This window comes from Bacillus sp. NMCC46 (assembly GCF_002998465.1).
Lineage (GTDB): Bacteria > Bacillota > Bacilli > Bacillales > Bacillaceae > Bacillus.
The window spans coordinates 1-22,394 of sequence record NZ_PVQZ01000001.1; the positions used below are offsets into that span (position 1 = coordinate 1).

Genomic DNA, 22,394 nt, shown 5'->3' on the forward strand with positions numbered 1-22,394 from the left:
GAGAAGAATTTCTAGTGTGGAACATGAGAAAAACACCTTCCTTAAGTGGGTTTTTCTCTATTATAAAATGAGGAGATGGAAAGTTTAAGGAAAAAATAAAGCTGTCGAGATTTTCTCGACAGCCTGACCAGCATCCGAAAGTGGATGCTGGTTTTTTTCATGCAGCAGGAATGTTCACACAATAGAAGAGAATGCAGAAGAACATCGATGCACTGCCGCCGAGTACAAAGCTGTGCCAAATGGCATGATGATAGGGGATTTTCCGCCAAATATAAAAGATGGTTCCGACTGAATACAATAGACCGCCTAACAGTAAGAGGCCAAATCCTGCGCCCGTTAACCCAATGTAAAGTGGTTTGATGGCAATGATAATCATCCAGCCCATTAATAAATAAACGAGCGTGGACACAATGATAAACCGTTTAACGAAAAAGATTTTAAAGACAATCCCGCCAGCAGCAAGAGCCCATACAATCGCAAGAAGCGTATAGCCTAGTGCGCCTTTTAATGGTCCTAGTAAAAAGGGCGTATATGTACCAGCAATCAATACATAAATAGCCGAGTGGTCGAGGATTTCAAATACATCTTTTGTTTTTTTGTGCCGAATGCTATGAAGCAAGGTCGAGCTTAAATAGAGCAGCAGCATGGATGCGCCAAATATCGAAAAGCTGATGATCTCTGTGACAGTGCCGTATTGAACAGCGAATAACACGAGAAAAACAATGGCTGGTATGGATAAAATAACGCCAATGCCATGTGTAATGGCGTTTGCAATTTCTTCTTTTACAGTAAACAATGGATGTCCTCCTTTTATTGAACCGGTATATAACCATCAAGTGACTTCAGGAATGAAAGACCTTCAAGTGTAATCTTCGTGCCGGCCCTGCCTTTTCCTTTTGTCACGTATGCTTTTTTCTCAAGGTCATCTAATCGGCTTCTCACCTGCTGAGGAGTAAGCGGAATGTCGCCTTGTTTGCTTAATTCAGACAAGATGCGTCTGCTGGCTGCTTCACCTTTCTCATTGAGAGACTTAATGGCTTCCAGCAGGAAAACAAACTCTTGTTTTTCCATTAGTGTAAGCTGGTGTTCTTCCTTTTTTCCTTTTACGTCCGGCGAAAGAGGTGTTAACACAAAAGGCGGCAGGTGGTGTAAAAATACCGTTTGCCCCTCGAGAATGACTGCAGCATAATGAACGATATTTTTGAGTTCCTGTACGTTTCCTTCAAACGGATACTCCTGCAAGGTTTCCCAAACACTTGGATCAATATCAGGCGTCATGCTCAGCTCCTGAAAGAAAGCAGTTGTTAACACAGGAATGTCTGTTTTTCGATCTGCTAATGACGGCAGGGGCAAATGAAAAACATTTAAACGATAAAACAGCTCAGGTAAAAAGGTAGATGACACCCTCAATGCCTCTATTGATAAAGACGAAGTGGCAATGATTTTTGTTGCAAAAGATGTTTCTAGAAAACGAATGACCTGATGCTGCATAGGAATGCTTAATGCGGCGATTTCGTCTAAATAAAGAATTTGACGGGTCTTTTCCGTGAAGGCTTTCTGTAAGGTATCTTCATCTAAGACGGGGCAATATAGATGTGTCAGTGAAGCGTTTGGAGCAGCTGCATTTGCAATTTCCTGGGCAAATAGTGTTTTGCCTGTGCCAATTTCTCCTGTTATCAAGACCGGCTGCTCGTGTTTTGTGAATTGCTTTGCCAGATGAATGGCACGCTTGATATATTGATGCTCTCCATATATAGACGTAAACGAATGTGTGGTCATCGGGTGATTCCTTTCTTTGTGGTTCTAATTGGTTCAATTGTAACACCCAATAAAACCAAATGTACAGAAAAACGAAAAAGTTTATGAAATTTATGCTTGATCCATGATCTATTGGTTTATTTTTTGAATATTCATGTTATAATGACAAATTAAATAAGGTTAAAGAGAAAGGATCTTGTACATGAAACCGTTGCTCAAAGAAAACACGCTAATTCAAGTGAAAGACATTTTAAAGGCCCATCAAAATTTGAAGGATGTAGTGATTCATACACCTCTTCAAAAAAATGAGCGACTTTCTGAACGATATGAATGTAATGTCTACTTAAAAAGAGAGGATCTTCAAGTAGTTCGTTCCTTTAAATTAAGAGGCGCTTTTAATAAAATGAGCCAGCTTCCAAAAGATAAACTAGAAAACGGCATTGTCTGTGCAAGTGCAGGAAATCACGCACAGGGTGTTGCCTATTCTTGTAAATATTTAGGGATCCACGGGAAAATCTTTATGCCTGCCACGACACCAAGGCAAAAAGTATCTCAAGTGGAGCTTTTCGGAAAAGAATATGTTGAAATTATCTTAACCGGAGATACGTTTGATGATTCATATCATGAAGCAGTAAAATGCGGAGATGAAGAGAAGCGCGAGTTTATCCATCCGTTTGATGATTTGGATGTGATGGCAGGACAAGGAACGACTGCTGTAGAAATATTAAATGATATCGAAGTGGAGCCTCACTTTTTATTTGCAAGTGTTGGAGGTGGAGGTCTGTTATCTGGAGTTGGTACATATATCAAAAATATCGCCCCAGAAACCGAAATCATTGCAGTCGAACCGCTTGGCGCAGCTTCACTCCATGCTTCCCATGAAAAGGGCAAGGTTGTGACACTTGATTCAATTGATAAGTTTGTAGACGGAGCAGCGGTTCAGCGGATTGGCGAAAAGACGTTTACATCGCTTCAGTCCGTTGTCGATAAAATCAGTCTTGTACCTGAAGGAAAAGTATGTACAACCATTTTAGAGCTGTATAATCAATGTGCGATTGTAGCAGAGCCGGCAGGCGCACTGCCGATCGCAGCGCTGGATGCCCATCGCGAGGAGATTAAAGGGAAAAATGTTGTCTGTATTGTCAGTGGAGGAAATAATGACATTGGCAGAATGCAGGAAATCAAAGAACGGTCGATGATCTATGAAGGGCTTCAACATTATTTCATTGTCAATTTTCCGCAAAGAGCAGGAGCGCTTCGGGAATTTTTAGATGAAGTATTAGGGCCAAATGATGATATCTCACGCTTTGAATATACGAAAAAGAATAACCGAAGCAAAGGCCCCGCGCTTGTTGGCATCGAATTGAATGAAAGAGATGACTATGCGGCACTGATTGAACGGATGAATAAAAAAGGCTTCCATTATGTTGAAGTGAATAAAGATCAAGATTTATTCCACCTATTTATTTAGGCCTAACAGAACATTGGAAAAGAGGATTGATCGTTTGTGCTGCTCAAAACAATATGTTTTAGACGGATGGATGGAGCTCAGATCAAGGTAACAGAAGTCCCTGTACTAAAGGGAGATGAGACGTATGGTTTCATGCTCACCTTTAGACTTGAAGCTTTCTTGAAAAAAGTCTATGTATCTAAAGGAAAGAGAGCTGTATACTCTTTCAGAGAGGATGTGAAACGTAACGTCAAGTGGAGCACATATGAGCAGATCTATCAGGAGCCTACACTGAAACACAATGCGTAAATAGAAATCTTTGTCAAGTGGAGTGAGCGGCCGTTTTGAAATGACAGCTGCTCAGCTTGGCAAAGATTTTTTTCATAAAAAGAAGAAAATGTGACAATTTTAAAAACGTCATGACAGTTGTTTTCAAGTATGCACGAAATAAGGTAATATCATAAGTAAAGACTAAGACAGCAAGGATGAGACGATAGTGAAACAAATTAAAATTGTAACAGATTCAACTGTGGACCTTCCGCAAGAAAAAATCAATGATCTTTCCATTCACGTGATTCCGCTCAATATCTCCATTTCTGGGGTTGATTATATTGACCGAGTGAATATACAGCCAGATGAATTTATTGAAAAAATGGAGGCCGCTGAGGAATTGCCGAAAACGTCTCAACCTGCGATCGGTCAATTCGTCGAATTATATGAAAAGCTCACAGCAGATGGAAGCGAAGTCATTAGTATCCATTTAACGGGTGGGATGAGTGGTACTGTTCAAACTGCTGAAAGCGCTTCGAAAATGGTAGACGGAAACATCACGGTGATTGATTCAAATTTTATTTCCTATGGATTAGGGTTTCAAGTCAGCAAAGCAGCAGAGCTTGCAAAAAATGGTGCAAGCCGTGAAGACATCATCAAAGAAATGGATAAAATCCGTCTTAAAACAAAGCTATTTGTCACAATCGATACATTAGAAAATCTCGTGAAAGGTGGAAGAATTGGAAGAGGAAAGGCGCTGATCGGCTCACTTCTTCACATCAAACCAATTGCCAGCTTAACGGATGGGGTATACACGCCGGAAGCGAATGTGAGAAGCTATTCTGCTCTTGTCCGCTATTTGACCAAACAGTATGTACAGGCCGTGAAAGGAAAAACAGTTCAAGCCATTGGGATAGCGCATGCAGATGCATTAGAACTCGCTGAAAAGCTCAAATCAGCGCTGCTTGATCACACACCTGAAGCACTTGTTGACATCGCCTACACAACACCGATTATTTCGTGTCACACTGGAAAAGGCGCAATAGGCTTTACTTTTTATACCGATTGATTGAAAAAGGGGATGGACGTACCATGCTTAAAAAAAGGGGAGCCTCACTTGGTGCGCTTATTATCATAAGCGTGCTTCTTTTAGTCTCATGTTCAAATGGACAAATCAAAGATGCGTTAAATTATCAAATACAGCCGTTTGAGTATGAAAATCAGGATGGTCAAAAGGTGTCATTGGATGATTTGAAGGGGAAAGTATGGGTTGCAGATTTTATTTTCACAAGCTGTGAAACGATCTGTCCGCCGATGACTGCTCATATGACAGAGCTGCAAAAACGGTTAAAAGAAGAAAAATTGGATGCGCATATCATTTCCTTTAGCGTGGACCCGGAGGTAGACTCACCGAACAAGCTAAAAGAATTTGCAAAAGCATATCCATTGTCCTTTAAAAATTGGGATTTTCTCACTGGCTATTCACAGTCCGCAATCGAAAAATTCGCAATGAAGAGCTTTAAAACCATTGTGAAGAAACCTGAAGATGAAGACCAAGTGATTCATCAGTCATTGTTTTTCCTAGTTGATCAAGAAGGGAAAGTGATGAAAAATTATGATGGCGTACAAAATACACCTTATGATGAAATTATCAAGGACATCAAAACGCTGAATCGAAGCTAGCATAAGGATGTTCAAATGAGCGAAAACATGATACACTTTTTTAATCAGAAAAAGGAGGGACATCATCGTTTGAAGGCTCGTTTGATTTTGATTGTGATGTCTCTAGCTTTTGTTCTTTCTGCATGTTCCGCGCAAGAGGCTGGCATAAAGGATAAACTAGAAGACACACAAGACGTAAAAGAACATATTACGATCGCAGCGGTTGGAGATTCCTTAACAGAAGGAATCGGAGATCAACATAAAAAAGGATATGCAGGCATGACCCGTGACAAGTTAGAAGCGGTGGACGGCGTGCAATCTGTCACATTAAAAAATTATGCCATTAAAGGCAGTAGAACGGTAGATTTATTAAAAAGATTAAAAGAAAAAAAGGTGCAAGACGGACTGAAAGACGCTGACTATATTTTCTTTACGATCGGCGGCAATGACTTAATGCATGTTGTCCATCAAAATGTGCTCAATTTGACGTTTGCTCCTTTTCAAAAAGAGCAGGGTCCTTTTGAGGAGCGCTTTAAAACCATTCTTGCTCAATTGAGACAGCACAATGATCATGCGAAGATCATGTATGTCAGCATGTACAATCCCTTTAAGTTCAGTTTGTCTGAGCTGCGAGATATTGATGAAGTCGTCAAAGATTGGAATGCCGCTGCCAAAAAGGAACTGAAAAAAGACGGCAACGCTGATATGATCAATGTAGCAGATTTATTTGAGGAAGATTCTGATGAAAAATTACTGGCAGATGATGATTTCCACCCAAACCAAAAGGGGTACTCTCTTATGGCAAATCGTTTATTCTCCAAAGTGAAAAAAGAAGGACTGCCGAAGGAATAGGGTGAACGTATGAAAAAGTGGAAAAGCTTATTTTTTATTTTACTTGCAATCAATCTATTGATTGTTCTTGCCTGCGGTATTTTGATGATGCTGCCAGGCGGTCAATCCGCTTCAACTAAGGAATTAAAAAGCGAGTATTCTTTTAATATATCTAGCTCAAAGGAATCGCTCACCAGCTTTATCAATGATTACTTGAAAAATCAAGGATCAAGTGATATGCCAGATTTTCATGTGGCGATCGATCAAGATGTGAAAGTAACAGGCGCAATTAAAGCTTTCTCTTCGACTATTGATGCAAACGTCTCTTTTACGCCAACTGTCGAAGATAATGGTGATGTGCTGTTGAAAGTGGATGGCCTTTCAATTGGACAATTGAGCATTCCGATTAGTTTTGTTTTAAGCTACATGGGCCAGTTCTATGAACTGCCAGAATTCGTTCATGTGAAACCGGATCAAAAAACGGTTGAAGTACGCCTTTCAGAAATGCCACTGACGAATGATATGTATGTGAAAGCAAACAAAATTGATCTAGAGAACGATGAAATTGAGTTCTCATATTATCATCCAAAGCAATAGAAAGTGAGTCAGGAGTGAAATCATGAAGCGAGTCTATCAATATTTTAGTTTACTGTCGCTTTTATTTGCTGCGTACTTTGGCATTACAGCTGCCACTGATTTAAGAGCAGAAAATATCGATCAGTTTTACTTAAATATTGCCTATTGTGCATTATTTCTAGGTATCATGATTCTTGCTTTTGATTTTCAAAAGCAAGAAAAAGCTGAAGATGTCTCGTAAAGAGCCTTTTCCATTGAGGAAAGGCTCTTTTTTATATTTGCTGAGACAAGACCACCTTCACCATAAGCTCTGGCTCTCCGTTAGCAAAGCCATGAAGCAGAATAAGGTATGCGCGATTTGCTTGCAGATGAACTTTGGGGATATCAAGCAGTATACTTTGAGTGCCAGCAGCTTTCAATTCAAAATGATATTTATTCGGGGAGAAATGATGAATGTGAGTGCCGTTTACATAATGAAGCTCCTTTGATAACACCCCTTGATCACGTTCATATATATCAATGGAAGGAAGGTCTGGAGACAGATGGACAAATGTAAGGGCTGACAGGTCCTCGTGTTGAATCACAGGGTCTTGCCGCTCTGTCAGCAGCGCAAAACCTGCATGAGCACCTGTGATACATAGGGTGTAAATCTCGCTACGTTTAATCATCATGCAAGAATGAAGAACTCTTTCTTTTGTAGCCAGCTTGAACACTTCTATCTCATAAATTCCCTCATCCCACTCCATATAAGCTGTCAAATGACTGTAAGGCATTTTTTTCAAGACCTCATTCCGATTCACATATACAGCGAGCTCACTAAGATCTGGTGCAGCGTGAAAGAGCCGAATAAAGGCTTTGGATGAAAGGCTGCTTTGAGGGTGCTCGAAGCCCGCAGCGAGTGGACGGTATGGAAAGTCATGATAAGAGAGCTGCTGCATGTCATCAATCCCTACTTTCTTATGCGATGGTGTTTTTTGTAGCGTATGCATGAAAAAGGCGATCTGTATAGGCAAAAGAAGCATAGAAAAAAGCCTGACGTTTTCCGTCAGGCCCGCAAGTTAAGAAGGAGAAGAATATTGATGATATTCGGCTAGCTTAATGAACGTTTTTTCATCCTCAATTAAACCACAAACGCCGCACTGGACTTTTATTTGAGGACCTTGATAGCTCACGTGAAAAGGAGAAAGCTGCTCTCCTTCGTATCTTTCGACAACTGCTCCGGTCGCAGGATCCAGCTTCACAGGTTCTGAAAGCTGCTCAATCAGATTAAAGCGAGTTCTGTTTGTTTTACAGTTTGGACAAAGATAAGGGCTTGTCATGGTTCATTCCACCTCTTTTTATCCGTAGCATGTCCAGAGCGCTAAAATCTATGCTTAATCCTTTTGACTTTTATCCAGCTTTTTAAATAATTTGATCATTGTTTTCAGTTCTTCGTCGTCGAATGACTCAAATCGCTCCATAAAGTATTCTGTTTTCTTTTTCTCAAAATGCTCAGTAATTTCCTTACCCTTATCGGTTAAGTGGATTTTGATGATGCGGCGATCCTCTTTAGAACGGATACGGGTAATCCAGCCCTTTTCTACGAGTGTGTCGGTCACAGCTGTGATATGGCTTGCTGACACCCCTAGAATGGACGCAAATTCCGTTACTTTTTTTGCACCTTGCTCACGAAGCAGATTTAAAATGAGAAATTCATTCCGAGATAATTCGTTTTCGAGCAGGCTGTTAATCTCATAACGGATCTGCTTAAATACGGTTCTCAGTAAAGAATCCATTTCATACATCATTTGTTTTCTTTGTTCCAATCATTAAACCCCCATTATATTTTAAGATACGACAGAATGCTTTCTTTTATTTTAGGTATACAAGTCGTATCATTTTCATTATTTTTCATCATGTTATAATATGATGATACCATTTTTTAAATGAAGGGGGCACTAATATGTCTGAAAAACAAGAATTAGCCACATTTGCAGGAGGCTGCTTCTGGTGTATGGTTAAACCTTTTGATGAACAGCCGGGCATTATCAAAGTTGAATCAGGGTATACTGGCGGACATACAGTGAATCCGACCTATGAGGAAGTATGTACAAATACAACGGGACATAGAGAAGCGGTTCAAATCACGTTTGATCCAGACGTTTTCCCGTATGAAAAGCTATTAGAACTGTATTGGCAGCAAATAGACCCAACAGATGATGGAGGGCAATTTGGTGATAGAGGAGAGTCCTACCGCACAGGTATTTATGTTCATCATGACGAGCAGAGAAAGCTTGCAGAAGCATCGAAAGAGAAGCTGAACGAAAGCGGCACTTTCCAAAAGCCAATTGTGACAGAAATTTTAGATGCTGGTCCTTTTTATCCCGCAGAGGAATATCATCAGCATTATTATAAAAAGAACAAAATGCACTACGAACGATATCATGTCGGTTCGGGCAGAGCGGGTTTTATTGAGTCCCATTGGAGTGATAAATCATGACAAACGAAAAAGAAAAGCGTCTGAAAGAATTAAACCGAATGCAGTTCGAAGTCACGCAAAATAATGGCACTGAGCCGCCATTTCAAAATGAATTCTGGGATCACAAAGAAGAAGGCATTTATGTGGATATCATTTCAGGCAAGCCGCTTTTTTCATCTTTAGATAAGTTTGATGCCCATTGCGGCTGGCCGAGTTTCACAAAGCCGCTTGAAGATGAGGAAGTAGCGGAGAAGGTGGATACGAGCCATGGGATGGTGCGGACAGAGGTGCGCAGCAAAACAGCTGATTCTCATCTAGGTCATGTCTTTCCTGATGGTCCAGGACCAAATGGTCTTCGGTATTGTATTAACTCAGCCGCTTTGAAGTTTATCCCAAAAGATGATCTTGAAAAAGAAGGCTATGGGGATTTGATACATCTATTTGATTGATCTATTTAAAAATCGTCACATGGAAGGCATCTGCTTCCGTGTGACGATTTTTTATTTTTTATGATGCGTGTGATGTAATTGTTCAATGATGTGGAATAGCTTTTCTTTTGTAATGAGAGGCGCTTCATTTGATGTGTAATTGGTTAAGTCGACTTTTTGAAAGTCAGCGTGCAGTTGTGGTCTTGGTAAAATGGCATAAAATTGTTCATGCTCAAATAGTGCATCTGCTTCGTGCTGAAATGTGAGCTCTTCGTGAAGCTTTTCTCCAGGTCTTTTCCCAACAACGAGAATATCCGGGGGTGCGACATTGATTTGAGTGGCATATTCATGAAACGCTTTTAAGAGATCAGCAAGCTGTAATGACTCCATCTTGAGAATGAACGTTTCGCCGCCTTTCATCATGATTGCTGCTTGAAGTGTGAGGGAGACAGCCTCTTCGATGGACATAAAAAAACGTGTCATATTAGGGTCAGTTACGGTCAAAGGTTTTTCATTTAACAGCTGCTGGAGCATGATGGGAATGACTGAACCTCTTGATCCAAGCACATTGCCAAAACGCACAGAGCAAAACATCGTTTTTTGATTCGGAATACTTTCGTTTGCTTGGAAAAATAGTTTTTCTGAAATTAATTTTGTTGCACCCATGGCATTTGTCGGAGAAACCGCTTTGTCAGTTGATATGTTGACAACATGACTGACTTCATGTTCGATTGCGGCTTCAATGACGTGCTGCCCTCCGATAATATTCGTTTGCACGGCTTCAAACGGATTGTCTTCACAAGTGGGTACTTGTTTTAAGGCGGCTGCATGAAAGATGATATCAACGCCTTTGACGAGCTGTCTCACGCGGCTTGCATCTCGTACATCTCCTAAAGCGAATGCAACTTCTGGATGATCTGCATACTCATTTTTCATCATGTATTGTTTGCTGTCATCTTTGCTGAAGACGATAATCTTCTTTGGAGAGCATGATGTTAATTTTTTCACAATTTGACGGCCGATCGAACCCGTACCGCCTGTGACTAATATCGTTTTGTCACGAAAAAAAGCCTTCAAACTCGTTTCTATCTTTTTGGACATATCTAATCCCCCAACTCTCATTTCTCTACTTTGCATCATATGTGAAAGAGCGGTATCCGTTTGAGGAAAAGAACCACTTTCTATATAAATTAGGTGAACAAATTATAACCATCTGCTTGACGTCTTAATAGAATATGGAGAGATAAGAGAACAAGTAGAAAAACGAGAGACCTGAACACTTCAGTACTGCGATCAGCTCGGATAAAAATGAAGAGAGCTTTGCGCGAGGGGAGAAGGGAATACATGTATAGGGGAAATCGTATTTTAGCCTTGATACCAGCTTTTAGAAGTAGGCGCGATCAGCACGATGAACACATTCGCGTATTGGCGGAGCGGCCGCTCATCTATTGGACCATTCAGCCGTTACTGCAAATGATTGAGTTAGATGAAGTCATCGTTTCTACAGAGGATGTCAATACTCAAATCATTTCATCTCACTACGGAGCCCATGTGATTGAACTGCCAGACACGCATGTAACGGAACAAACACCGTCACTCATAGCTGTGAAGCATGCGCTTGCTTATTTAGAACGTGAGGGGAAGACCTTTGATATTGTTCTATATTTGCATCCATCGTCTCCTTTAAGAGAGCCGGAAGATATTGAGAAGTGCTTGCAGCTTCTAGTAGAAGGGAATTATGACTGCATGGCATCTTTTACAGAGGCGCTAGAAAACCCAAATGAAACATGGACACTGCATGAGAATAATGAAGCAACTTTATATAAGGACAATCATTACTTTTTCATACCAAAGCATGAGCAGCCATATACGTATGGCCGTTTAAATGGAGCAGTGTATGCTTTTTATGTTCCATATGCAAAAGAATGCATTCATTCCTTTTTAGAAGGATCTGTTGGAGCGTATATCATGGATCGCCAAAAATCACTCGTGGTGAAACAGGAGGAAGACCTTGAGAAAGCGGAGAAAGTCTTATTGGCTCGCCGAGATGCGGAGGGTTATGCATAAGATGAATTTCAACGAGAAAAGCGCCCGGTCATAGGGCGCTTTTTACGATCTCATAAAGCCTGTGTGGAAATGTCTCAAATGTATTCCAGGAAACGACTTGTTCGTAATTGTTTCGTGCGATCGCTTTTCTTTTCTCGGCATTTGATCCATAATATTCAACCTGTTCCAGCAAATCGTCCTCATCTTTATAAAAAACGAAGCTTGAAAAAGCTTGCGGCGGTTGTAGATCCGTCAATTGAAAGCTTCCAGCTGCAGCGATATCAAACGCTCTGTTGTTCAGGCTTACATTTTGAATCATGGCTTTGTTTTTATTATAGGCAAACTGAGCCGGCCTGTGCGGGTTAAGAACAATCGCTGATTGCTGATAGATGTCCGCCATTTGCTGAGGGCTCAGCCAATTGGTCACTAGTGTGAGATTTCGATAATGTCTTCGTGACTTATTTAAATGACGATGCCATTCCTTACCTGCAACGAGAATCCGCCATTTGTTCTGTTGTAAGAGTGTATCAATGGCGATGATGCGGTTGGGATAAGGGTAGCCGGCGAGTGCAATGTCATAGTTGCACATCTCTTCAGGCGATTCGTTTTTTTGAAAAACACGTGTATTTGCCGGAATGGGAAAGTAGTGGGTGTGACCTATGCCCAATTGTTTGTAAAATGGCAAAGCTCCTTCATCAATCGTTAATATGAGCCGCGCATCACGTGTGCAAGCAGCTGACACATCTGTATAAAAGGGATCTTCTGTCATCCACAAAACGATCGGGATCTTTTCTTGTTTGAATTGATGAAGCACTTCGCTCGGAACATGATCACCGATCATCATCAAAACAAAATCCGGAGAAAATGTCCGGATTTTGTGCATGTGAGCGGGTAGAGATTCTCGATCAATTTTTACACATGAAAAGGGGGAATCAATGAAGCTCTCTTCTACCCATTGATCAAACATGTGATAGATTCCGCCGTAGCCAGAGCTGATATAAAGAAGCTTCATCATGACCCTCTCACATTAAGATGTGAACGTAACACTTTCAACTTTATCTACATCTAATAAAGTCGTTGCAGAGCCTGTTGGTGTGACTGAGCTTTCTTGTGTAACAAATACAACACCCGTTAAAGCATTGAATGCTACGAATTGAACTGGCCCGATTAAGTCTCCTGAGTCAGTGACAATGCTGATGACGGTTCCTGGTGCAAGTCTTGCAAAAATCCATCTTGCTGGCTGAGATACATCGAGTGTTGTAGCAGAATCTGAAGGTGATGCCTCAGCTGCCACTTCACTTAATAAATCGTTCAATTTTTCTTCCATTTGAACTCCTCCTTCTTCAAGATTAACTGTTAATGCACGAGTAAGTGGTTTGAAAAACACTTTCAATAGTTCTTTTTTTAATTCGGCACGCTTGTCGCTCATTTTTTCCCCATCCTTTCTTCATCAATTCAAACTCACCCCTATGTATATGCCGTTCACTTTTTTTGGTATAAGCAGAACGCTGATTCCTTGTTCTTTTTTTCATTTAATTACTTCACACATTTTTAAAAATGTTTTCAAATGCTGAGGCTAAATGAAGTGATTCTCATACTCTAGTAAAGATTAAATGTGAAGAGAGAGGGATTATGAATGGAATTTGAACAATTATTAAATGGTTGGAACGAAGAATTACTAGAAGCAGAAGGAGTACTTGAAGTCATCTTGATTTTACTTCTTCTTCGTCTTTTAGAAGAAAGTGAGGAAGAGAGTGTGTCAGACATCAAAGAATTACTTCGTCCATGGCTTGAGCTTGGCATTCCGCTGCCACGTGTTCATTTAGTCAATGGAGAGGTCCTTCAAAACGTAGTTGTTGTGCAGCTCTTTGATACAGTAGCGGTCTTTAAAAACGTGACAAATCAGCTAAGAGTGAATGTTCCTTACGTGAACATTGTCAGCTGGGGGGCTTTTTAATCTAATTAAAAAGGATAATGATCATGAAAGTATCGGTAATTTTAACAAGCTACAATAAACCTGATTTCATTGATCGTGTGCTAAAGAGTATGGTGGAACAAACGTATTCAAATTGGGAGCTTCTGATTATGGATGATGGCTCAGAACAAGGCACCCTCCAAAAGATCCAGCCCTATTTAGACGATGAACGCATTCATCTGTATTCACGCACGGTTCATCCTGCAAAACGGCTGTTAACCGTTCGGTATGCGACGCTTATTAATGAAGCGCTAACCCGTATAACAGGTCAGCTCATTTGTTATTTAACAGATGATACTGTGTATCATCAAGATCGTTTGCAGAAAATGGTGGATATTTTTCAGTCGAAGCCTCATATCGATATCGTGTATTCCTCGCAGCGGGTCGTGCATGTTGATAAGCATTTAGTTGAGACCATGAGCTTTGTCCGTGAAGCAGACCAAATCTTGGAGCATGCGTCCTTTCAAGTGGATCATTGTTCGGTCATGCACAGAAGGCGTTTGCTTCCGCTAATTCATGAAAAATACGGGCAATATTGGGATGATGGGCCGAAACACTGGCATCATGCAGATTCTGTTTTTTGGATGAGGCTGAATCAATTTGCCGCGTTTTTTCCATTAAGAGATGTACTTGATACAACGTATAAAACCCCTCATTCCTTTCATCATCTGTTTTCGAGTATGCCGTATGATCTCATTGACGGAACGGTGATTGAAAAGGAAGGGGATTACTACCAAATCGCAGGCGGCAATCTTCATGAAATTGAAAGGTGCTGGGTGAACGAAAAAAACAGGCGCGCGATTCGGGTGCCATCGTTATGTGCGATGAAATATGAGATGAAAGACATGCTGGCAGTACCAAATTATACAGTTGTCACGGCAGATCATGGAAAAACGTTCTATTATATTGAAGAACAGAAAAAAAGGCGATTTGCTGCAAAACGTGACGTGCAATATTTTCAGTTTCACCCTAAGGAGATCTATACGATTTCAAATGAACGGCTTCAGATGTTTGAAGATGGCGGCATGATTCAAGTTTCTCCAGTATTTAGTCCGCCAAACAGGCGGCTGTTTAAATGGAAACAAGATGTCTATTTACTGATGCACCATACCTTTTACCGTATTGATCCTGATGTCGTGAAGCGATTTGCTTTTTATCATCAGCCAATTAATTTATACCCTTCCCAATTTACGTTATTTCAAGAAGGAAAGCCGATAGTGCCGCTGTATATGGAATCGCTGCAAGAATTCGATATGTCTCTTTATCAAACATCAGGGCGAAAGCACTCCTCATAAGAGGGGTGCTTTTTTGACGCTATAGACAAAAAAAGCAGGAAGTTGCAAGGAAAAAGCGAAACATGAAAGGACAGGAGAAGGTGTGATGAAGATGATCAAGCCGCTGAAAATCCGGCAATAGACGCCGGTTTTTTGGCACTGAAAGTGAGGGGGAAAGAATGGGGAAAGTTGTCGAAAGAGCGGATTGGTTTGAATTAATTTTAGAAGCCATTGATGAAGCCATTCATGTTGTAGATGATCAAGGCATGACGATCTTTTACAATCATAATGCCGCTAAGTTTGACTGTTTACAAAAAGAAGAGGTGATTGGCAAGTACATCCTTGAGGTGTATCCCTCTTTAACAGAAAAAACAAGTACGCTTATGCATGTTTTGAGAACTGGGAAGCCCATTTATCATTCGCTGCAAACCTATTTGAATAAAAACGGAGAAAGAATTGAAACCGTCAACACGACATTGCCCATTATTGAAGAAAGCAAGTTAATAGGCGCGGTCGAAGTCGCAAAAGATGTATCGAAGCTGTCAGCCCTTTCAAATCGTTTAGATCAAAAAAAACGGATACACGATGTGGCTGGGGCAGAACAAATGCATGATTTTGCTTCATTTTTAACAAATGATCCGTTCTTAAAAGAAATGCTTGAAAAGGCAAAAAAAGCAGCTGCTTATCCGTCATCAGTTGTTGTCTACGGGGAAACAGGGACAGGGAAAGAAGTGCTCGTTCAAGCCATTGTTCATGAATCTGACCGGAAAAACCAAGTGTTCATTCCGCAAAACTGTGCAGCACTTCCAGAATCGCTACTTGAGAGCCTATTATTCGGATCTGTCAAAGGGAGCTATACGGGCGCAATTGATCGCAAGGGGCTCTTTGAATTGGCTGATGGAGGCACGCTTTTTCTTGATGAACTGCAAGCGATGCCGCTCACGCTGCAGACGAAATTATTACGTGTGTTAGAGGATGGTGTTGTGCGCCGTATTGGGGATGCAAAAGCGATTCAAGTGGATGTAAGACTCATTACTGCACTCAATATGGACCCATTTGAAGCGGTGAAAAAGCAAATTTTAAGAGAAGACTTATTTTATAGACTGCATGTGTCATCTTTTCATATCCCGCCGCTTCGTGAGAGAAAGCAAGACATCCCGCTGCTTTCCCGCCATTTCATTCAAACCTATCATCAGCAGTTTTCAAAAAACGTCAAACGCCTTTCTGAAGAAACGGAACAATTGTTTATGGCTCACCACTGGCCGGGAAACGTCAGAGAATTAAAACATACCATTGAGCATGCCGTATTGATGATGCCAAAGGAAGCGGAAGACATCACTCCTTCATACCTTCCTGCTCATTTACGTACGCAGAAGATCGAGGAAGAAACACCCGACGCCTCCTTAAAAAGTCAGGTTTCTTCATTTGAACAAACATTGATTCAAGAAGCTTTAAATCAGCATCATGGCAATATTAAAAAAACCGCCGCAGCCTTAAAAATCCCTCGACAAACGCTGCAGTATAAACTGAAGAAATATGCAGATGCCGAAAAATAGGCACCAACATCCATTGAATATCACGGGTAAAGCTCCTTTTGTAAAGAATAGGGGCATTTTCCCATGTTGGCACATAACTTGCATAGTATAAGGTGAATGCTGATAGGGGGAATGGATATGAATCAGAAACTGTATGAACCGGCGCGTCATTGGAAGGACATTGAGCTTTGGAAGGATGTACCTGAGGAAAAGTGGAACGACTGGATTTGGCAGCTGACGCATACCGTGAAAACGCTTGAAGATTTAGAGAAAATCGTGAACTTAACAGAAGAGGAAAGAGAAGGGGTGAAGATTTCCACCAAAACCATTCCACTCAACATTACACCCTACTATGCCTCACTGATGAATCCAGACGATCCAAGATGCCCAGTACGTATGCAATCTGTGCCAATCGCTGAGGAGCTGCATAAAACAAAATATGACTTGGAAGACCCGCTGCATGAAGATGAGGACTCACCTGTCCCGGGGTTAACGCATCGGTACCCAGATCGTGTGCTCTTTCTTGTAACAAATCAGTGCTCCATGTACTGCCGCTATTGTACGAGAAGACGTTTTTCCGGCCAGATCGGTATGGGCGTGCCAAAAAAGCAGTTAGATGCTGCCATTGGATATATTAGAGAAACACCTGAGGTGCGGGATGTGTTAATTTCCGGCGGAGATGGGCTCTTAATCAATGATCAAGTGCTTGAATACATTTTGAAAAACTTACGAGACATTCCGCACGTTGAGATCATTCGGATAGGAACCCGCGCGCCGGTCGTCTTTCCGCAGCGCATTACAGATGAGCTGTGCGAGATTTTGAAAAAATATCATCCGGTTTGGCTGAATACCCATTTCAATACAAGCATTGAAATTACGAAAGAAGCCAAAGAAGCGTGCGAACGTCTTGTGAATGCCGGCGTCCCTGTTGGTAATCAGGCTGTCATCCTTGCAGGTATTAACGACAGTGTGCCGATTATGAAGAAGCTGATGCACGATCTCGTGAAGATACGGGTCAGACCTTATTATATCTATCAATGTGATTTATCTGAGGGGATTGGCCACTTTAGAACACCAGTATCAAAAGGTCTTGAAATCATTGAAGGCTTAAGAGGGCATACGAGCGGGTATGCCGTGCCAAGCTTTGTTGTAGATGCACCAGGAGGCGGAGGAAAGATCGCCTTACAGCCAAATTATTTATTATCGCAAAGCCCTGACAAAGTCGTCCTTCGTAACTTTGAAGGTGTGATCACCTCTTACCCTGAACCAGAGCATTACGTCGCAGGGCAGGCAGATGCGTATTTTAATGAAATTTATGAAGAGAAACAAGAACCGGCAATTGGTGTTACCGCACTATTTCAGGATGAAGCGAAATCGTTTACGCCTGAGAATTTAAGCCGGATGAAACGAAGAGAAGCATATGAGACAAATCCTGAGCATGACACACTCAAAAACAAACGTGAAAAACGAGATGAATTAAAAGAGAAAAAATATCAAGCACAGCTCAAAAAAGATCAAACTGTAAAGGAGGAGAAATGACCTTGCTGACATGTGATTGGTGTGAGGAAAACAAAGCAAACGCAGAGCAGACAACAGTCTATTGGGAACTGATCACTGGCACACAATCAATTGAAATCATCGAAACACCGTCCATTTCCTGCACGCACTGCGGCATGTTATATCAAAAGGATGAGACGGTCAAAGAGATAGAAGATCAATTAATTTTAGTGGATCAGACAAAACTTCCAGAAAAAATTTCATACGAAGAATTAATGAGCATGGAGCGGTTATTAAAGCGAAATTACTTTGACTTTTCATCATAAGTTGTACCTCCGCCTATACAAGTCATCAAATTGCTGTATAATATAACAACAAAATAGAGTGTCGCGGAGGGAAAAACAGGTGAAGTCGTTTTACCATTATTTAATGAAGTACAGACATCCAAAACCGAAAGATGAAATCAGCCATTTTGCAAATGCTGCTTATGAGGATCACAGCTTCCCGAAAGCGTCCATTGATTATCATGAGCTGTGTGCCTATTTAGAATTAAATGGCGATTATTTGAGCTCAATGACAACATTTGACGAAGCGTTTGAGCAATATGAAGTAGAAGTCAAAAAAAAATAACAAACAACCGCTTGTTCCAGATGGGAGAAGCGGTTTTTTTATGAGAAATAAAATGGCGTTTTGCATGGTGTGGTTGCCCATGCAGAATTCCTTGCGCCGGCATACGATACGTTAAGACCAAAAGTCGGGCAAGGGGGAGACAGAATGAAGGCGAAAGCACCAAAATATCAAGTAGGGGATATTGTCGTCGTTGTCATGTACGGCACAGTCGGAACGATTACAAAAGTCCATCAAATTGACCAGCACTATTTGTATGAGGTCAATCATAATGAGGTGCTTTATTTTGAAACATCACTTCAGCTTTACGATGAGTACGACGGGGTGATTGTGGATACAGAAAAGCTGGACATTGAATATGAGTTCCTCATTGGCGATGTTGTATATGTAAAAGATTACGGAAAAGAGCTATTTAAAATTATTGGCCATCGGACTGAAATATGGCGATACCTTGATGACGGCTGGGAAGATGTCATTTACGAACTCACGAGGCTAAAGGACGGAGAGTGGCTGGAAACAGAAGAGGAAGACTTAACGCTTGTCCTGAGGAAGTATGAGATGGACCAGTTCGTTCATCAGCTTCTTTTTGTGCATTACGTCGGTGAAACCTCAAAAGAAATGGAAGAAGATATGGTTCAAACGGCTCTATTACAACTAGAAGAGAAACAAGAAAGCGAAGCATCACTAGAATTCCTCGCTGTATCTATAGTGGATGAGCTTCTTGATATATATAATGACTATAAAATTCTCTACGAATTTTTCGAAGATCCAGAATACAAGGATATGATGGATTTTATATTGGAAAGTTTACACGAACATTTTGGTTAAAGAAAGACTTGTCCTAACACGAATAAAAAATAAGGCACACAGAAAAAAACAATCACATAAAACCATCCCCTCAAGATACGGCCCATCACCTGATCAAACGTTTCTCCATCTAATATGCTTAACCATTTCATTGCCTCAAACCCCTTTTCTTTTTGTTTACTGCATTTATATGTATGGAATGAGCCATTATGACAAACTGTAATAAAAAACAGGCGTCGTTCATACATCATAAAAAAGGAGGCGGAATGTAATGAAAGAAGCAGATTTGGTGATTGATACAGAGGAAATTGCGGAATTCTTCTACATGGAGCTGGTCAAAAGAGGGTACATACCTGCTGAGCTGGAAACGTTTGAGCTGGCTGACATTACGTTTGAATATATGCTGAAAAAAGCAATGATAGTTGAAGAAGAGGCGTGGTAGGCACTATACTTTGAAGAGATTCTGAAGAGAGAGGGAGGAGAATCTTTCGCGTGTATATCCTATTTCTTTTGATTTTATTTGGCGCCCTTGCTGCGCTCATGGTATCTGGTGCGGGTCAAGAATTGGACAACCAGATCATCTTATGGTTTGAGAGCATCAGACTCCCTTTTTTAAATAATGTCATGCTGACTTTGACGGACTTTGGCATTAGTGCGCTGCTCGTCCCAATCATGCTCATTTTTAGTGTCGTACTATTCATGTATAAGCGCTATTACTCTATCATGATGCTTTTTCTATTATATCTCACAGAAAAAACCATCAATCATGAACTAAAGGGGCTGTTTGCTAGAGAGCGACCGGCCTTTGATCATCTTGTCAATGAAACGTATTACAGCTTTCCGAGCGGACATTCGATGAATGCAGCCACAATCTATCCTTTTATAGCTTATCTATTAGTTGAAATGATTCCATGGCTGAAAGAAAGACAAAAAATCGTCTACTTGATCACGGGGTTCTGTGTTCTTTTGATTGGGATCAGCCGAATGTATATCGGTGTTCATTATTTGACAGATGTTGCAGGCGGTTTTGCGATAGGACTTGCTTTATTTCTCATTTGTAAAAAGATTGACGAAAAATTGTCTGTCATTCGACAAAAATAGAAGAAGGAAATTGACAGACACCAGCCAATTTTATATAAAAGGGGAGGGATTTGAATGCAATTGACGTTGAGATTTTTTCAAAAGAAACCTTCAGCATTTCACTTAACCATTTATCAGACACCTGAATATGGCGCTGCAAGCGGGCATCAGCCTGTGTACCGGACAAAGATTGGCGGCAGAACACACCTGGATGTTCTGGAAAAAGCATTCTCGACATTTAATGTACATGATACAGTCCCTAATGATTACAATGCACGGTTTATGACAACAGGTGATATTGTTGTGATTGATGATAAGAAGAAGGGAAAGTGCTATTATCAGCTTTTTCCGGCAGGATGGAAACGCAGTGAACGACTGATGACGATGAGTTAAATAGATGATTGACGATGCCAGCTTGAGCTTCAGCTGGTATTTTCTTTTTTAGGCTCAATCGTTTATACTAAATAGGATAAATCACATAGTAAACGTAAGTGGAGGCTAAAAAATGAGTGTACATATTGGAGCAGAAAAAGGACAAATTGCAGAAACGGTATTGCTGCCAGGCGACCCGCTTCGTGCGAAATATATTGCAGATACATATTTAGAAGATGTCGAATGCTATAACGAAGTGCGCGGAATGTATGGTTATACTGGAACCTACAAAGGAAAGCGCGTTTCTGTACAAGGTACCGGAATGGGCGTACCTTCTATTTCGATTTATGTGAATGAACTCATTCAAAGCTATGATGTTCAAAACTTAATCCGCGTCGGATCTTGCGGGGCTATCAAAAGGGATGTCAACGTGCGTGATGTCATTTTAGCTCAAACATCTTCAACAGACTCACAAATGAATCGTGTGGCGTTTGGACCGATTGATTACGCACCTTGCGCTGATTTTGGACTGCTTAAGAAAGCCTACGATACAGCAGAAGCAAAAAATGTCGCTGTACGTGTCGGTAATGTATTTACAGCAGACCAATTTTACAATGAAAAACCACTTGAACTCATGGCTCAATACGGTATCCTAGCGATTGAAATGGAGACAACAGCTCTTTATTCGCTTGCAGCAAAATTTGATCGAAAAGCGTTATCCATTCTGACAGTGAGTGATCATGTTCTCACAGGAGAAGAAACAACGGCTGAAGAGCGTCAAACGACATTTGACGAAATGATCTTAATTGCACTAGACTCTGTTTTATAATAGTATAAAGGGTGTGCTACGATGTAGCGCATCTTTATTTTTTTAGAAGAGCAAAAGGAAGGTATGTCATGAAGAAAAGCTATAAAATACTCTCAATCGCATCGATTCTTGGTTTGACAGCCGCACTATCGGGCTGCCAGTTGCTGGATCAAAAAAGCGGTACATCTGAATCGAACAAAACAAACGAACAAAAGAGCGCAGCAAATTCATCTACCCAGCAAAACTCAAACAATACAGCAGATTCATCGGATCAAGAGCTGACATTAAAGAGTGAATATTTCAATGACATCAAGGTGGTAAGTGGGCTGAAAACCATTCAAAATCCTGCAAACGTGCTAGCTCTTGTCAACAAAGAATACGCATTACCAGGAACCTATAAACCTTCTGATCTCGTTGTACCAAAAGTAGAATTCTCTTTTTCAGAGGATATTGAAAAACGATATATTCGTAAAGAAGCAGCGGAAGCACTTGAGAAGTTATTCAAAGATGCGAAAAAGAAAAACTTCGAGCTGGCTGCAGTATCTGGCTATCGCTCCTATGACCGTCAAAAAGTCATTTTTGATAGTGAAGTCAAATTAAAAGGCAAAGACAAAGCGCAGGAAGCAGTAGCTTTACCAGGCGAAAGTGAACATCAAACAGGTCTTGCCATGGACATTTCCTCAAAAAGTGCCGGCTTTGACATCTCTGAAAAGTTTGGTGAAACACCTGATGGCAAATGGGTGGCTAAAAACGCCTATAAATATGGTTTTATCATTCGTTATCCAAAAGGAAAAGAAGATATTACAAAATATGAATATGAGCCGTGGCATCTGCGCTATGTTGGAAAAGAAGCAGCAAAAGCGATGCATGATCACGATTTAACATTTGAAGAGTACATGAACAAAGTGAAGAAAATCTAATCAAATAAAAAGGCCTCCCA

31 protein-coding genes are annotated in these 22,394 nt (G+C 40.8%); 22 read left to right on the forward strand and 9 right to left on the reverse strand.

Annotation, left to right across the window (positions count from 1 at the left end; all coding sequences use genetic code 11):
- Positions 1–157: 157 nt before the first annotated feature.
- A complete protein-coding gene (trhA, locus tag C6Y01_RS00005) occupies positions 158–796 on the reverse strand; it encodes a PAQR family membrane homeostasis protein TrhA (protein ID WP_034660979.1) in 639 nt (212 codons plus the stop codon).
- 14 nt (positions 797–810) lie between these two features.
- Complete coding sequence (locus tag C6Y01_RS00010) at positions 811–1,779, reverse strand: sigma 54-interacting transcriptional regulator (RefSeq protein WP_106037667.1); 969 nt, start codon at positions 1,777–1,779, stop codon at positions 811–813.
- A 181-nt stretch (positions 1,780–1,960) separates the two neighbouring features.
- On the opposite strand from C6Y01_RS00010, the gene ilvA reads away from it, so the two are divergent.
- From ilvA to ypmT, 7 genes are all read left to right on the forward strand, one after another.
- Positions 1,961–3,229, forward strand: a complete 1,269-nt coding sequence (ilvA, locus tag C6Y01_RS00015; protein ID WP_034661970.1) for a threonine ammonia-lyase IlvA — start codon at positions 1,961–1,963, stop codon at positions 3,227–3,229.
- A gap of 36 nt (positions 3,230–3,265) precedes the next feature.
- Positions 3,266–3,517, forward strand: coding sequence for a YpmP family protein (locus C6Y01_RS00020; RefSeq protein WP_034660976.1), 252 nt, complete (start codon positions 3,266–3,268; stop codon positions 3,515–3,517).
- A 187-nt stretch (positions 3,518–3,704) separates the two neighbouring features.
- On the forward strand, positions 3,705–4,547 hold the full coding sequence (locus tag C6Y01_RS00025; RefSeq protein WP_034660975.1) for a DegV family protein: 843 nt from the start codon (positions 3,705–3,707) through the stop codon (positions 4,545–4,547).
- 23 nt (positions 4,548–4,570) lie between these two features.
- A complete protein-coding gene (locus C6Y01_RS00030; protein ID WP_034661968.1) occupies positions 4,571–5,161 on the forward strand; it encodes an SCO family protein in 591 nt (196 codons plus the stop codon).
- A 69-nt stretch (positions 5,162–5,230) separates the two neighbouring features.
- Positions 5,231–5,992 (forward strand): SGNH/GDSL hydrolase family protein, encoded by a 762-nt coding sequence (locus C6Y01_RS00035; RefSeq protein ID WP_034660974.1) that lies wholly within the window; start codon positions 5,231–5,233, stop codon positions 5,990–5,992.
- A gap of 9 nt (positions 5,993–6,001) precedes the next feature.
- Positions 6,002–6,568, forward strand: a complete 567-nt coding sequence (locus C6Y01_RS00040; RefSeq protein WP_034660973.1) for a YpmS family protein — start codon at positions 6,002–6,004, stop codon at positions 6,566–6,568.
- A 22-nt stretch (positions 6,569–6,590) separates the two neighbouring features.
- Positions 6,591–6,788, forward strand: a complete 198-nt coding sequence (gene ypmT, locus C6Y01_RS00045) for a protein YpmT (RefSeq protein ID WP_034660972.1) — start codon at positions 6,591–6,593, stop codon at positions 6,786–6,788.
- A 31-nt stretch (positions 6,789–6,819) separates the two neighbouring features.
- Here the strand turns inward: ypmT and C6Y01_RS00050 are convergent, their stop codons facing one another.
- The 3 genes from C6Y01_RS00050 to C6Y01_RS00060 form a co-directional block, all read right to left on the reverse strand.
- On the reverse strand, positions 6,820–7,536 hold the full coding sequence (locus C6Y01_RS00050; protein WP_223249848.1) for a DUF4397 domain-containing protein: 717 nt from the start codon (positions 7,534–7,536) through the stop codon (positions 6,820–6,822).
- 69 nt (positions 7,537–7,605) lie between these two features.
- On the reverse strand, positions 7,606–7,866 hold the full coding sequence (locus C6Y01_RS00055) for a hypothetical protein (protein ID WP_034660970.1): 261 nt from the start codon (positions 7,864–7,866) through the stop codon (positions 7,606–7,608).
- Positions 7,867–7,920: 54 nt separating this feature from the next.
- The gene (locus C6Y01_RS00060; RefSeq protein WP_034660968.1) at positions 7,921–8,352 is read right to left on the reverse strand and encodes a MarR family transcriptional regulator; all 432 of its coding nucleotides are present in this window, start codon (positions 8,350–8,352) and stop codon (positions 7,921–7,923) included.
- A 137-nt stretch (positions 8,353–8,489) separates the two neighbouring features.
- Between C6Y01_RS00060 and msrA the strand changes: the two genes are divergently transcribed.
- Positions 8,490–9,026, forward strand: coding sequence for a peptide-methionine (S)-S-oxide reductase MsrA (msrA, locus tag C6Y01_RS00065; protein ID WP_034660967.1), 537 nt, complete (start codon positions 8,490–8,492; stop codon positions 9,024–9,026).
- Positions 9,023–9,454 carry a peptide-methionine (R)-S-oxide reductase MsrB gene (msrB, locus tag C6Y01_RS00070; protein ID WP_095285300.1) on the forward strand — a complete coding sequence of 144 codons (432 nt, stop codon included), beginning with the start codon at positions 9,023–9,025 and terminating at the stop codon, positions 9,452–9,454. The genes msrA and msrB overlap by 4 nt, the downstream gene beginning before the upstream one ends.
- A gap of 51 nt (positions 9,455–9,505) precedes the next feature.
- On the opposite strand, the gene C6Y01_RS00075 is transcribed toward msrB, so the two are convergent.
- Positions 9,506–10,534 carry an SDR family NAD(P)-dependent oxidoreductase gene (locus tag C6Y01_RS00075; protein ID WP_034660963.1) on the reverse strand — a complete coding sequence of 343 codons (1,029 nt, stop codon included), beginning with the start codon at positions 10,532–10,534 and terminating at the stop codon, positions 9,506–9,508.
- A gap of 243 nt (positions 10,535–10,777) precedes the next feature.
- Between C6Y01_RS00075 and C6Y01_RS00080 the strand changes: the two genes are divergently transcribed.
- A complete protein-coding gene (locus C6Y01_RS00080) occupies positions 10,778–11,500 on the forward strand; it encodes an acylneuraminate cytidylyltransferase family protein (protein WP_106037669.1) in 723 nt (240 codons plus the stop codon).
- 28 nt (positions 11,501–11,528) lie between these two features.
- Here the strand turns inward: C6Y01_RS00080 and C6Y01_RS00085 are convergent, their stop codons facing one another.
- Both C6Y01_RS00085 and C6Y01_RS00090 read right to left on the reverse strand, forming a co-directional pair.
- Complete coding sequence (locus C6Y01_RS00085) at positions 11,529–12,491, reverse strand: CgeB family protein (protein ID WP_095285298.1); 963 nt, start codon at positions 12,489–12,491, stop codon at positions 11,529–11,531.
- A 15-nt stretch (positions 12,492–12,506) separates the two neighbouring features.
- Entirely contained in the window at positions 12,507–12,908 is a 402-nt protein-coding gene (locus C6Y01_RS00090; protein WP_034660958.1) for a hypothetical protein, read from the reverse strand.
- 207 nt (positions 12,909–13,115) lie between these two features.
- Between C6Y01_RS00090 and cgeC the strand changes: the two genes are divergently transcribed.
- From cgeC to C6Y01_RS00125, 7 genes are all read left to right on the forward strand, one after another.
- The gene (gene cgeC, locus C6Y01_RS00095) at positions 13,116–13,436 is read left to right on the forward strand and encodes a spore maturation protein CgeC (protein ID WP_034660957.1); all 321 of its coding nucleotides are present in this window, start codon (positions 13,116–13,118) and stop codon (positions 13,434–13,436) included.
- A 17-nt stretch (positions 13,437–13,453) separates the two neighbouring features.
- Positions 13,454–14,749 (forward strand): glycosyltransferase family 2 protein, encoded by a 1,296-nt coding sequence (locus C6Y01_RS00100; RefSeq protein ID WP_034660956.1) that lies wholly within the window; start codon positions 13,454–13,456, stop codon positions 14,747–14,749.
- A gap of 158 nt (positions 14,750–14,907) precedes the next feature.
- Positions 14,908–16,284 carry a sigma-54 interaction domain-containing protein gene (locus C6Y01_RS00105; protein ID WP_034660954.1) on the forward strand — a complete coding sequence of 459 codons (1,377 nt, stop codon included), beginning with the start codon at positions 14,908–14,910 and terminating at the stop codon, positions 16,282–16,284.
- Between the two features lie 117 nt (positions 16,285–16,401).
- Positions 16,402–17,802 (forward strand): lysine 2,3-aminomutase, encoded by a 1,401-nt coding sequence (gene kamA / locus C6Y01_RS00110; protein ID WP_034660953.1) that lies wholly within the window; start codon positions 16,402–16,404, stop codon positions 17,800–17,802.
- Positions 17,799–18,086: a YokU family protein gene (locus C6Y01_RS00115; protein WP_034660952.1), complete on the forward strand. Its 288-nt coding sequence runs from the start codon at positions 17,799–17,801 to the stop codon at positions 18,084–18,086. The genes kamA and C6Y01_RS00115 overlap by 4 nt, the downstream gene beginning before the upstream one ends.
- Positions 18,087–18,165: 79 nt before the next feature.
- Positions 18,166–18,390, forward strand: a complete 225-nt coding sequence (locus C6Y01_RS00120) for a YozE family protein (RefSeq protein WP_034660951.1) — start codon at positions 18,166–18,168, stop codon at positions 18,388–18,390.
- A 144-nt stretch (positions 18,391–18,534) separates the two neighbouring features.
- Complete coding sequence (locus C6Y01_RS00125; RefSeq protein ID WP_012010279.1) at positions 18,535–19,215, forward strand: hypothetical protein; 681 nt, start codon at positions 18,535–18,537, stop codon at positions 19,213–19,215.
- Here C6Y01_RS00125 and C6Y01_RS19220 read toward each other — a convergent pair.
- Positions 19,212–19,346 (reverse strand): hypothetical protein, encoded by a 135-nt coding sequence (locus tag C6Y01_RS19220; protein ID WP_258182067.1) that lies wholly within the window; start codon positions 19,344–19,346, stop codon positions 19,212–19,214. The genes C6Y01_RS00125 and C6Y01_RS19220 overlap by 4 nt on opposite strands.
- 119 nt (positions 19,347–19,465) lie before the next feature.
- Between C6Y01_RS19220 and C6Y01_RS00130 the strand changes: the two genes are divergently transcribed.
- The 5 genes from C6Y01_RS00130 to C6Y01_RS00150 all read left to right on the forward strand — a co-directional run bounded on the left by C6Y01_RS00130 (position 19,466) and on the right by C6Y01_RS00150 (position 22,374).
- Complete coding sequence (locus C6Y01_RS00130; protein ID WP_066030762.1) at positions 19,466–19,636, forward strand: YozD family protein; 171 nt, start codon at positions 19,466–19,468, stop codon at positions 19,634–19,636.
- Between the two features lie 50 nt (positions 19,637–19,686).
- A complete protein-coding gene (locus C6Y01_RS00135; RefSeq protein WP_095285296.1) occupies positions 19,687–20,295 on the forward strand; it encodes a phosphatase PAP2 family protein in 609 nt (202 codons plus the stop codon).
- Positions 20,296–20,349: 54 nt separating this feature from the next.
- Entirely contained in the window at positions 20,350–20,667 is a 318-nt protein-coding gene (locus C6Y01_RS00140; RefSeq protein ID WP_095285295.1) for a YodL domain-containing protein, read from the forward strand.
- Between the two features lie 112 nt (positions 20,668–20,779).
- Positions 20,780–21,475 (forward strand): purine-nucleoside phosphorylase, encoded by a 696-nt coding sequence (gene deoD, locus C6Y01_RS00145; RefSeq protein WP_012010274.1) that lies wholly within the window; start codon positions 20,780–20,782, stop codon positions 21,473–21,475.
- A 68-nt stretch (positions 21,476–21,543) separates the two neighbouring features.
- On the forward strand, positions 21,544–22,374 hold the full coding sequence (locus C6Y01_RS00150) for a M15 family metallopeptidase (RefSeq protein WP_060596558.1): 831 nt from the start codon (positions 21,544–21,546) through the stop codon (positions 22,372–22,374).
- Positions 22,375–22,394 lie beyond the last annotated feature (20 nt).

What these genes read in the sequence shown, in the direction of transcription:
- C6Y01_RS00100 (WP_034660956.1), top strand. Translation starts at nt 13,454, where the DNA reads ATGATCATGAAAGTATCGGTAATTTTAACAAGCTACAATAAACCTGAT.
- C6Y01_RS00085 (WP_095285298.1), bottom strand. Translation starts at nt 12,491, where the DNA reads ATGAAGCTTCTTTATATCAGCTCTGGCTACGGCGGAATCTATCACATG.
- C6Y01_RS00075 (WP_034660963.1), bottom strand. Translation starts at nt 10,534, where the DNA reads ATGTCCAAAAAGATAGAAACGAGTTTGAAGGCTTTTTTTCGTGACAAA.
- C6Y01_RS00150 (WP_060596558.1), top strand. Translation starts at nt 21,544, where the DNA reads ATGAAGAAAAGCTATAAAATACTCTCAATCGCATCGATTCTTGGTTTG.
- C6Y01_RS00130 (WP_066030762.1), top strand. Translation starts at nt 19,466, where the DNA reads ATGAAAGAAGCAGATTTGGTGATTGATACAGAGGAAATTGCGGAATTC.
- C6Y01_RS00040 (WP_034660973.1), top strand. Translation starts at nt 6,002, where the DNA reads ATGAAAAAGTGGAAAAGCTTATTTTTTATTTTACTTGCAATCAATCTA.
- ilvA (WP_034661970.1), top strand. Translation starts at nt 1,961, where the DNA reads ATGAAACCGTTGCTCAAAGAAAACACGCTAATTCAAGTGAAAGACATT.
- C6Y01_RS00115 (WP_034660952.1), top strand. Translation starts at nt 17,799, where the DNA reads ATGACCTTGCTGACATGTGATTGGTGTGAGGAAAACAAAGCAAACGCA.
- C6Y01_RS00090 (WP_034660958.1), bottom strand. Translation starts at nt 12,908, where the DNA reads ATGAGCGACAAGCGTGCCGAATTAAAAAAAGAACTATTGAAAGTGTTT.
- ypmT (WP_034660972.1), top strand. Translation starts at nt 6,591, where the DNA reads ATGAAGCGAGTCTATCAATATTTTAGTTTACTGTCGCTTTTATTTGCT.
- C6Y01_RS00125 (WP_012010279.1), top strand. Translation starts at nt 18,535, where the DNA reads ATGAAGGCGAAAGCACCAAAATATCAAGTAGGGGATATTGTCGTCGTT.
- C6Y01_RS00010 (WP_106037667.1), bottom strand. Translation starts at nt 1,779, where the DNA reads ATGACCACACATTCGTTTACGTCTATATATGGAGAGCATCAATATATC.
- C6Y01_RS00050 (WP_223249848.1), bottom strand. Translation starts at nt 7,536, where the DNA reads ATGCATACGCTACAAAAAACACCATCGCATAAGAAAGTAGGGATTGAT.
- C6Y01_RS00030 (WP_034661968.1), top strand. Translation starts at nt 4,571, where the DNA reads ATGCTTAAAAAAAGGGGAGCCTCACTTGGTGCGCTTATTATCATAAGC.
- C6Y01_RS00140 (WP_095285295.1), top strand. Translation starts at nt 20,350, where the DNA reads ATGCAATTGACGTTGAGATTTTTTCAAAAGAAACCTTCAGCATTTCAC.
- deoD (WP_012010274.1), top strand. Translation starts at nt 20,780, where the DNA reads ATGAGTGTACATATTGGAGCAGAAAAAGGACAAATTGCAGAAACGGTA.
- C6Y01_RS00080 (WP_106037669.1), top strand. Translation starts at nt 10,778, where the DNA reads ATGTATAGGGGAAATCGTATTTTAGCCTTGATACCAGCTTTTAGAAGT.
- C6Y01_RS00105 (WP_034660954.1), top strand. Translation starts at nt 14,908, where the DNA reads ATGGGGAAAGTTGTCGAAAGAGCGGATTGGTTTGAATTAATTTTAGAA.
- C6Y01_RS00055 (WP_034660970.1), bottom strand. Translation starts at nt 7,866, where the DNA reads ATGACAAGCCCTTATCTTTGTCCAAACTGTAAAACAAACAGAACTCGC.
- C6Y01_RS19220 (WP_258182067.1), bottom strand. Translation starts at nt 19,346, where the DNA reads ATGAAATGGTTAAGCATATTAGATGGAGAAACGTTTGATCAGGTGATG.
- msrA (WP_034660967.1), top strand. Translation starts at nt 8,490, where the DNA reads ATGTCTGAAAAACAAGAATTAGCCACATTTGCAGGAGGCTGCTTCTGG.
- msrB (WP_095285300.1), top strand. Translation starts at nt 9,023, where the DNA reads ATGACAAACGAAAAAGAAAAGCGTCTGAAAGAATTAAACCGAATGCAG.
- cgeC (WP_034660957.1), top strand. Translation starts at nt 13,116, where the DNA reads ATGGAATTTGAACAATTATTAAATGGTTGGAACGAAGAATTACTAGAA.
- kamA (WP_034660953.1), top strand. Translation starts at nt 16,402, where the DNA reads ATGAATCAGAAACTGTATGAACCGGCGCGTCATTGGAAGGACATTGAG.